This window comes from Actinosynnema sp. NPDC049800 (assembly GCF_040656635.1).
GTDB lineage: Bacteria > Actinomycetota > Actinomycetes > Mycobacteriales > Pseudonocardiaceae > Actinosynnema.
The window spans coordinates 234,581-244,053 of sequence record NZ_JBFAMT010000008.1 but is presented as its reverse complement, the minus strand read 5'-3'; the positions used below and the strand labels follow the sequence as shown (position 1 = coordinate 244,053).

The following is a 9,473-nucleotide window of genomic DNA, read 5'->3' as shown; positions in this document are numbered from 1 at the left end:
GCCCTCCCCACCCGCCCCCGCGCGCACTGCGCGCCGGGGCCCCCCGCACCCCGGGCCCCGCGGCCGCCGCCGCCGGCCCCGGGGCCGGTTTCAGCTCGCGGGCACCGTGTCGACGTGGTCCACGCCGGACGTGCGGTAGCCGGCGACGCGGGACTGCACCTGGGCCGGGCTGAGCACCTGGTCCTTGGCGAAGTACACGTAGTCCACGTGCTGCTGGTACGCGCGGTCGCCGGGCGCGCCCGCCAGGCCGCCGGAGATGAACCACAGGTTGAAGTTGAGCGACATCGGGGTCTCCGGGTAGTACTTGTCACCGTGGTCGGCCACCTGCGCGCCGTCGATGAAGTACTTCACCCGGCCGCCGGACACCTGGATCACCAGGTCGTGCCAGCCGGCGTAGCTCTGCCGCTGTTCGGTGTGGACGTTGTCGGCGATCCAGGGCTCGTTCTGGTAGGTCTCCCAGGTCGTCTCGTACATGATGTTGGCCGGCTCGCCCCACCCGCCGTTGGGCAGGTACTCGAAGTCCAGCTCGCCGTAGTTCGGGTCCAGGTTGCTGTTCAGCGGCGTGATGGTGAAGAACGTCTGCACCACGTGGTCGCCGTCGGGGCCGTAGACCGGCGCGTCGGAGAACTTCACCCGCGCCGCGTACGTGCCCTCGAAGAACTTCCGCTGGTGGTACAGCTCGGTCTGCCGCGCGGACGAGCCGTTGTTGGACGACTCCAGCCGCATCGACTTCTGGCCGTCCACGGTCGGGAACGTCACCATCGCCGGGTCCCACACCGCGCCCGGCACGCCGGGCCCGCCGCCACCGGAGCGGACCGTCCAGCCGCGCTGGGAGATCCGCGAGTCGCCGGAGCCCGTGTAGTTGAAGTCGTCGAACAACGCCGGGCCGTTCGGGTTCGGCGCGTTCGTCGTCGTGGTGGTCGTGGTGGGACCGGTGCCGCCGGGAGAAGTGCCCCACAGCAGGGTCGCGCCCCGGTGCACGGTCACCTTCGACCACGCCGAGTAGGTGCTCGCCGAGCGGAACGAGTAGTCGTCGGACTGGGTGATCGGCCCCCAGTTCGACCGGTAGAACCGCAGTTGCAGGTCACCGCTGTCGGCGCCGGGCGCGAGCGAGCCCGCGCCCGAGGTGAACCCGACCTCCAGGTACCGGTCGGCCGGACCGCCGGTCAGCGTGCCGAACGTGCCGGTGACGTTGCCGCACCCGCGCACCGCCCACGAGCACGCGAAGCGGTAGCCGACGTCCGGCGTCTCGCTCTTGAAGTAGTAGCGGACCTTCAACTCGCTCAGCGGCACGGTCGTGCCGCCGGTGTTGACCAGCTTCAACCACGGTTCGACCTGGTCGGTCGTCGCACCGGACGCGCTGGTCCGGTACTGGGCGGTGACCACGTCGGCGGCCAACGCCATCGGGGCGGCCACCAGCGCTGCGACGGACACCGCGGCGGCTCCGATCGCGGCGATCATGCGTGCGTGCACTTCGGTTCTCTCCTCAAGTCAGCAGGGTGGGACAGGGGAGCGGGCGTCGTCCTCCTTCCTCGACAGGGGCACGGACAGCGCGCTCAGGCGGCCGGTGTGCGCGCGCATCCGTTCGGTGAAGTCGGTCCAGGACGGGCGTTGCGCCCAGAGCGTGTCGGCCAGCGCCGCCAGCCGGGGGTACGCCAGCCTTTCCAGGTGGTGCGCGGTCGGCACGTACTCCGTCCACAGCGCGCACTGGGCGCCGAGCACGCCGTCCGGCAGCGGCAGGTCGTAGACGTCCCGCGCGGTCACCACCAGGCCCGGTTGCCCGGCGGGCTCGTCGGGGTCGGCGGACTGCGGGTAGTCCAGGTAGGTCGACCGGTGCGGCGTCATCACCACGTCGTGCCCGAGGTCCAACGCGGTTCGCGCGTCCGCCGCGTCACGCCACGGCATCACCACCACGCGCGGGTCGCCGATCGGCTCCCACGACACCGGCGTGCGCCCGCGCCCCGCCACGTGGTCGGCCATCGCGCGCAGGAACCAGCCGTGCAGCTCGTGCGGCCCGGCCAGCCCTTCCCGCCGGACCCGCCGTGACGCGCCGGGGCTGGACTCCCACTCCGAGGTCGGGCACTCGTCGCCGCCGAGGTGCACGTGCCGGCCGGGGAACACCTCGATCACCTCGTCCAGCACGTCCCGGCAGAACTCCAGCACGGCGTCGTCCACGCCGAACACCTCGTCGCTGACGCCCCACCGCGTCCAGACCGGCAACCGCCGCCGGGGGAAGTTGCCCAGGTGCGGGTAGGCGGCGAGCGCGGCGCGGGCGTGACCGGGCATCTCGATCTCCGGCACGATCCGGATGCCGCGTTCGTCGGCGTAGGACACCAGCCCGGCCAGCTCCGCGCGCGTGTACGAACCACCGTGCGGCACGCCGTCGCCCATGCTCTCCGCGCGCCACCCGCCGACCGTGGTCAACCGCGGGTGGCGTGGCACCGGCATCCGCCAGCCCTGGTCGTCGGTCAGGTGCAGGTGCAGCACGTTCAGCTTGTGCACCGCCATCAGGTCGACGAACCGGCGCACCACGCCGACCGGCTGGAAGTGCCGCGCCACGTCCAGCAGCACACCCCGCCACGGCAGCCGCGGCGAGTCACGGACGTCCACGCCGGGCACCGTCCAGTCCACACCGGACACCGGCCGCGAGCCCAACGCCGTGGGCGACACCAGTTGCCGGATCGTCTGCACGCCGTGCGCCAGCCCGTGGCGCGTCGCCGCGCGCAACACCACCGCGTGCTCGTTCACGGTCAGCGCGTAGCCCTCGTCGCCGAGCCCGACCAGCCGCTCGTCCAACGCGAGCACGACCCGGCCGTCCTCGTGCAGCGGCAACGGCAGGCCGGTCGCCGGGCGCAGCAGCGCGCGCAGCAGCCGGGCCGCGCCCCGGGCGCCGGGCGTGGCCCGGATCGCCGTGTCGCGGTCGAGCGCGAACCGGCCGTGCCGCCGGATCAGCCGGGTCGGTCGTGGCACGATCACGAGTACCTCCAACGAACGTCAGCCCTTGACCGCGCCGCCGACGATCCCGGTGGTCACCCGGCCCTGGAGCACGAGGAACACCACCAGCACCGGCAGCATGAACAGCGTCGAGGCGGCCATGGTCGCGCCCCAGTCCGTGCCGAACGTGTTGCTGAACGACGAGAGCCACACGGGCAGCGTGCGGTCGTCCTGGTCCTTGATGATCAGCACGTTGGCGAAGGCGAACTCGTTCCACGCGGTGATGAACCCGAACAGCGAGGTCGCCAGCAGACCCGGCGCGAGCAGCGGGAACACCACCCGCCGGAACGCCTGCGCCCGCGAGCACCCGTCCACCAGCGCCGCCTCCTCCAGGTCGACCGGGATGGCGGCGAGGAACCCGCGCAGCGTCACGACGGTGAACGGCAGCGTGATCATGAAGTAGACCAGCGTGAGCATCCAGAGCGTGTCGAGCATCCCGGTGTCCCGCGCGATCACGTAGATCGGGATGAGCAGCGCCTCCCACGGCGTCATCTGCGCGACGAACACCATCAGGATGAACCCGCGCCGCCCCTTCCACCGCAGCCGCGCCACCGCGAACGCCGCCAGCAGCGCCACCACCAGCGACAGCAGCACCGCGCCGCCGGCGACGAGGACGCTGTTGCGCCAGAACGACCAGAACCCCTGCGCCGACACCGCCGTGCCGAAGTGCTCGACCGTCAGCGACAGCGGCAGGAACGTCGGCGTCTCCGCCTGGATGTCGCGCGTGGGCTTGAACGCCGTCAGCACCATCCAGTACACCGGGAACACCGACACCACGAACACGACCACCGCCGCGACACCGCGCAGCACCCGGCCCGTCACGAGGCCTCCTCCTGCCGGTACATCTGCCGGAAGTACGCCAGCAGCACCAGCACGAGCAGCAGCACCATGAGCATCGACACCGCCGCGCCGAGGTCGTAGCGCTGCAACGACTGCGCGACCTGGAACGCGTACACCGGCAACGTCGTGGTCGCCTGCCCCGGCCCGCCCTGGGAGATGACCCAGATCTGCACGAACGCCTTGACCACCCAGATCACTTCCAGGCACGTGATCAGGCCGAACATGGCCCGCAGCATCGGGAACGTGATGGCGGCGAACACCCGCCACGCACCCGCGCCGTCCATCCGCGCCGCCTCGTACAGCTCCGACGGGATCGTCACCATCGCCGCGTACAGCGACAGCGCCGCGAACGGCACGGACTGCCACACGATCAGCGCCACCAGGATGGCGAACGTGGCGGGACCGTCGGCGAACCACGTGTAGTCGCGGTAGCCCTCGAACCCCAGTCCGACCAACGCCCAGTTGACCACCCCGAGCCGGGACTGGAACAGCCACTGGAACACGGTGGTCGCCGCGATCACCGGCGTCGCCCACACCAGCACGAGCCCGGACATCACCAGCAGCCGCGTCCACTTCCCGAGCCGCACCAGCAGCAGCGCGACCAGGGTGGACAGCACCATGATCAGCACGACGTTGATCGCGGTGAACACCAGCGTCCGCCGCACGACGGCCCAGAACTCCGGATCCGCCAGCACCCGCGCGTAGTTCGCCGGGCCGACGAACCGCGCGTTCCCGCGCACCAGCTGTGGCAGGCCGAACTCCTGCATCGAGATGACCACGTTGCGCACCAGCGGGTACAGCAGCAGGAACCCGGTGGCCAGCACGGTCGGCGCGATCAGCAGGTAGGGCCACCAGGACGTGCGGCGGCGGCGCGGCGGGGGAGGGGACGGTGGCGGGCGGCGCTCGACCGCCCGCGTCAACGTCGTCGTCATCGCTAGGCGCCCGAGTTGAGCGCCTGGGTGATGACCTCGTCCGCCTCGGCCGCGGCGGACGCCGGATCGGCGCCGGTCAGCACGGCGGTCAGGAACTCCTTGATCGGGTTGCGCGCCTCGACCGCCGCCCAGTTCGGCGAGTTCGGCGTGGCGCGCCCGTTGACCGCGCCGGCCGCCATCGCCGCCGCGCCGGGGTCGTCGCCGACCGCGTCCGCGAGCGACGTCCGGTTCGGCACGTAGTTCATCGCCTTGGCCAGCTCGACCTGCCACTTCTCCCCGGCCAGCGCCTTGACCACGGCGTACGCGCCGTCCTGGCGGGTCGAGGCGAGCGGGATGATCAGGTCCGAGCCGCCGGTGAACACCGCGCCCGGCGTGGCCGCGGTCTTGCCGGGGATGGGGAAGAAGCCGAGCTGGTCGGCCAGCGCGGGGTTGGCCTTGGCGACGAGCTTCGCCGCGCCGGGCACCGCGATGAACTGCGCGACCTGGCCGCCCGCGACCACGTCGGTCTGCTGCGGCTTGGCCTCGTCGGAGTCCTTCGGCCCGTCGCCCAGCGCCTGCAACCGCCGGTAGAAGTCCGCGCCCGCGAGCGCCTGCGGCGTGTTCAGCGAGCCGGACCACCGGCCGCCGTCCTGCTTGGCGAGGTCGCCGCCCTCGTCCCAGACGAAGCCGGACAGCACGTACCAGTTCTGGCCGGGCAGGTAGATGCCCTGCGTGTCGCCCTGGTCCAGCTTCTGGGTGGCGGCCAGCCACTCGTCCCGGGTCTTCGGCGGCGTCACGCCGGCCGCCTCGAACAGGTCCTTGCGGTAGATGACGACCCGGTTGGCCGCGTAGAACGGGATCCCGAACTGCTTGCCGCCCACCGCGCCCGGCTCGGCGAGGCCGGGGATCCAGTCGTCGCCGCCGAGCTCGCCGACCTTGCCGGACAGGTCGGTGACGCCGTCGCTGGACGCGTACTGGGCGACCTGCGTGTTGCCGACCTCGATCACGTCGGGCGGGTCGGTGCTGGCCAGCGCGCTGGTCACCTTCTGCGTGATGCCGTTCCACTCCTGGATCTGGATCTTCAGGTCGAGCTCGGGGTGGTCGCGCTCGAACTCGGTCTCGAAGCGGCTGACGAGGTCGTCGGTGGCCGTGTCCTTCATCAGCCAGACGGTGATCTCCTGCTTGCCGCCGGACGCGCCCGGATCGGAACCGCAGGCGGACAGGGCGAGCGACGACGCGAGGACGAAGGCGACGGAGCGGTTCGGCACGTCTCACCTCTCATCTGACCAATTGGTAAACCCGCTGGAGCCACCCGAAGATGGCATAGACCAATGTGACAGTCAACACCCAGTTCACAGCGGTGAGAGCGCTCTCGATCTTGAAGATTATCGACCTGACCACTGGTCTGACATACTGGTCCACGACCGGCAAGACGAAGCGAGGCTGCATGGCCGAACCGATCCTCAAGCGCGAACGGGTGCGCGACTACCTGCTCGAACTCATCGAGACGCACCCGCCCGGCGCGCCCATCCCGGCCGAACGGGTGCTGTGCGCCCAGCTGTCGGTGTCGCGGCCCACGCTCCGCTCGGCGGTGGACGAACTGGTCAACACCGGCCTGCTGATCCGCCAGCACGGCCGCGGCACGTTCGTCGCGCCCGCCAAGATCACCCAGGAGCTGGTGTCGGCCGACCGCGCGATGACCGTGCCGCAGGCGGGCGGCGCGTGGACCAGCCGGGTGCTGGAGCACGCCCGCATCCCGGCCGGCGCCCGGGTCGGCCGCAGGCTGCGCGTGTCGCCGGCGGCCGAGATCACCTACATCGCCCGGCTGCGGCTGGTCGACGGCGCGCCGATGGCGATCGAGTACCTGCACGTCCCGGTGGCCGTCGCGCCCGGCCTCACGGTGGCGGACATGGAGTCCGGCAACTTCTACGACCGCCTCGCCGACCACGGCGTGCACGTCAGCGACGCGGTGCAGTCCATCGAGCCGACGGTCACCAACGACGCCGAGTCGGAACTGCTCGGCGTGCCGGTGTTCGCGCCCGCCTTGCTGTTCGAGCGGCTGACCAACGACACCACCGGCCGTCCCGTCGAGTACGTGCACTCGCTGTACCGCGGCGACCGCTACCGGATCGTCTCGAAGCTGTCGCTCGCACCGTCCGCGCCCACGCCCGGCGCGCGGACCGGCCACCACCCCGGCATCCCGCCCGGCGACCTGTCCTCCGGCCAGGTCCGCTCGGCCACCACCGGTGACGTCCAGTAGCCCCCGGTGCTCTCCTCTGCGGACGGTCGCCCGTGCTGCCAGGATGGGCCCGCCCGTACGACCTTCGAGGAGGACACGGTGACCTCTCGACTCAACCCGTACATCAGCTTCGCGGGCAACGCGCGCGAGGCGATGGAGTTCTACGAATCGGTCTTCGGCGGCACGCTGCGGCTCAACACGTTCGGCGAGTACGGCCAGGCCGACGCGCCGGAGGCGGAGAAGATCATGCACGGCATGCTCGAGACGCCGAGCGGCTACACGCTGATGGGCGCCGACACCCCGCCCGGGATGCCGCACAACCCCGGCGACAACATCACCGTCAGCCTCAGCGGCGACGACGCCGACGAGCTGCGCGGCTACTTCGAGAAGCTGTCCGACGGCGGCGCGGTCACCGTGCCGCTGGAGAAGCAGATGTGGGGCGACGAGTTCGGCTCCTGCCAGGACCGGTTCGGCATCTTCTGGATGGTCAACATCAGCGGCACGTGAGCCGGCCCGCCGCCCCCCGGGCGACTCAGCGGCGGACCGGCGAGGTCAGCCGGCCGTCCACGATCTCGACCACCTGGTCGACCCCGGCCAGGTGCGCCCGGTCGTGCGTGACCAGCACGGTGGCGGTGCCGCGGCGGTGGGTGAGGGTGGTCAGCAGCTCGATGACCGCCGCGCCGCGCTCGTGGTCCAGTGCGCTCGTGGGTTCGTCCACCAGCAGCACGGCCGGGTCGTTCATCAGCGCGCGGGCGATGTTGAGCCGCTGCCGCTGCCCGCCGGAGCACTGGTGGGGGCGGCGTCCGGCCAGGTCGGCCAGCCCGACGGCGGCCAGCAGCTCACGGGCCCGGCCGCGGGCGGACCGCGGTGGCCGGCCGTCGAGGTGCGCCATGACCTCCAGCTGCTCGGACGCGGTCAGCGACGCGATCAGGTTGGGCTGCTGGAAGACGATCCCGATCTTCTCCCGCCGCAACGCGGTCGTCCCGGCCCGGGACAGGCCGGTCGCGGTCGTGCCGTCCACCACGACCTCGCCGGAGTCCGGGGTGACCAGGGCGGCGGCGACCGCGAGCAGGCTCGACTTGCCGGACCCCGACGGTCCGACGAGAGCGGTCACGGTGCCGGCGGGCACGTGGAGGTCGACGTGGTCGACGGCGGTGAGGCGGGTGTCGCCGTCGGGGTAGGTGAGGACGATGTCGGTCAGCCGCAGGCTCATGCGCGTGGTCCAGGTTCGGTGAGGTGTGGGATCAGCGGGTGGACAGGGCGGTCAGCGGGTCGACCGCGGTAATGCGCCGCACCGACAGCGCCGCGCCGAGCGCGCCGAGCGCGATCGTCACCAGTGCCGGCACGAGCACGGTCGAGGTGTCGAGCACGAACGGCACCGCGTCCCCGGCGGCGGCGCCGATGGCGGCGGCGAGGCCCGCGCCGAGCGCGGTGCCGCCGGTCAGCAGCACGAGCGCCTGCCCGAGCGCGTCGCGCAGCAGGTAGCCGGTGGTGGCGCCGAGCGCCTTGAGCACCGCGATGTCACCGGAGCGCTGGATGGTCCACACGGTGAAGAACGCCCCGATGACCAGGGCCGAGATCGCGAACAGGAACGCGCGCATCAGTTCCAGGGACCCGTTCTCCGAGGTGAACGAGCCGATGGCGGACAACGCGTCGGCGCGGGCGAGGGTCGTGGTGCCCGCGGCGGAGTCGGCGGCGGCGACGTCGACGTCACCGGTGGTGCTCAGCGCTATCACGGTCGCGTGCCCGCCGTCACCGGGCACGAGGTGCTGCCAATCGTCCAGGACGGTCCACACCACGGGGGTGTGGCTGTAGGCGGCGTCGCCCGCGACCGCGGCGACCGTGAGCCGGACGTCGGCCACGGTGAGGGTGTCGCCGGGCTCGACGCCCAGCTCCCGTGCGGCGCCGGTGGACAGCACGGCGTGCCCGGTCGTGAGCCTCCCGCCGTCCGGCGCCAGGGGCGAGCCGGTCCGCACGCCGAACGCCGAGACGGCGGCGGTCGCCCCTGTCCCGCCGGTGGCCCGGGTCGTGGTGACGCCGAGCGGTTCGGCCGAGGTGACACCGGGCACCCGCGCCCACAGCCGCCACTGCTCCTCCGACAACGCGGAGTCGGTGAACGACGGAGACTCGCCTGCGGCTGGTGCGGCGAAGGCCAGCCGCTCGGCGGGCAGCCCGGTGATCGCCGACGTGCTGTCGCCGGCCAGGCCCGCGGTGAGCCCGGACAACAGCCCCACCAGCAGGGTCATCAGCACCACGACGGTTCCCATCAGGGCGAATCGGCCCTTGGCGAACCGGAGATCCCTCCACGCGACGAACACGGTGTCGGCCTGCCATTCCTCGGACGTCCGGGACCTCCGCCCGGCTCGGTTCCCACCCTCGCGGGCCGCGCGGGCGGGGTCATCGCACCGGAGCACGCTTCGGCGGCGTCGAAGTGCGGAGCCGAAGTCGAACTTTCGGTTGATGCCGTCGCCGCCGCGGTCGTTAGCCTG

9 protein-coding genes are annotated in these 9,473 nt (G+C 71.9%); 2 read left to right on the top strand and 7 right to left on the bottom strand.

What is annotated here, in order from left to right; translation table 11 throughout:
* Nucleotides 1–90 precede the first annotated feature (90 nt).
* Genes AB0I91_RS13270 through AB0I91_RS13250 form a run of 5 tightly spaced genes read right to left on the bottom strand, consistent with a single transcriptional unit; the run spans nt 91 to nt 6,013 of the window.
* Nucleotides 91–1,473, bottom strand: a complete 1,383-nt coding sequence (locus AB0I91_RS13270; protein ID WP_499636892.1) for a cellulose binding domain-containing protein — start codon at nt 1,471–1,473, stop codon at nt 91–93.
* Between the two features lie 18 nt (nt 1,474–1,491).
* A complete protein-coding gene (locus AB0I91_RS13265; protein WP_499636890.1) occupies nt 1,492–2,976 on the bottom strand; it encodes a beta-N-acetylhexosaminidase in 1,485 nt (494 codons plus the stop codon).
* Between the two features lie 18 nt (nt 2,977–2,994).
* Nucleotides 2,995–3,816 carry a carbohydrate ABC transporter permease gene (locus AB0I91_RS13260; RefSeq protein WP_498779029.1) on the bottom strand — a complete coding sequence of 274 codons (822 nt, stop codon included), beginning with the start codon at nt 3,814–3,816 and terminating at the stop codon, nt 2,995–2,997.
* Complete coding sequence (locus AB0I91_RS13255) at nt 3,813–4,766, bottom strand: carbohydrate ABC transporter permease (RefSeq protein WP_499636888.1); 954 nt, start codon at nt 4,764–4,766, stop codon at nt 3,813–3,815. Before AB0I91_RS13255 ends, AB0I91_RS13260 begins: the two co-directional genes overlap by 4 nt.
* 2 nt (nt 4,767–4,768) lie before the next feature.
* Nucleotides 4,769–6,013: an extracellular solute-binding protein gene (locus AB0I91_RS13250; protein WP_498779026.1), complete on the bottom strand. Its 1,245-nt coding sequence runs from the start codon at nt 6,011–6,013 to the stop codon at nt 4,769–4,771.
* A gap of 179 nt (nt 6,014–6,192) precedes the next feature.
* Between AB0I91_RS13250 and AB0I91_RS13245 the strand changes: the two genes are divergently transcribed.
* On the top strand, nt 6,193–7,005 hold the full coding sequence (locus tag AB0I91_RS13245) for a GntR family transcriptional regulator (protein WP_230568466.1): 813 nt from the start codon (nt 6,193–6,195) through the stop codon (nt 7,003–7,005).
* Between the two features lie 78 nt (nt 7,006–7,083).
* Complete coding sequence (locus tag AB0I91_RS13240) at nt 7,084–7,491, top strand: VOC family protein (RefSeq protein ID WP_498779025.1); 408 nt, start codon at nt 7,084–7,086, stop codon at nt 7,489–7,491.
* A gap of 25 nt (nt 7,492–7,516) precedes the next feature.
* On the opposite strand, the gene AB0I91_RS13235 is transcribed toward AB0I91_RS13240, so the two are convergent.
* Both AB0I91_RS13235 and AB0I91_RS13230 read right to left on the bottom strand, forming a co-directional pair.
* Entirely contained in the window at nt 7,517–8,197 is a 681-nt protein-coding gene (locus AB0I91_RS13235) for an ABC transporter ATP-binding protein (RefSeq protein ID WP_499617995.1), read from the bottom strand.
* A 31-nt stretch (nt 8,198–8,228) separates the two neighbouring features.
* Nucleotides 8,229–9,302: an ABC transporter permease gene (locus AB0I91_RS13230; protein WP_499636886.1), complete on the bottom strand. Its 1,074-nt coding sequence runs from the start codon at nt 9,300–9,302 to the stop codon at nt 8,229–8,231.
* Nucleotides 9,303–9,473 lie beyond the last annotated feature (171 nt).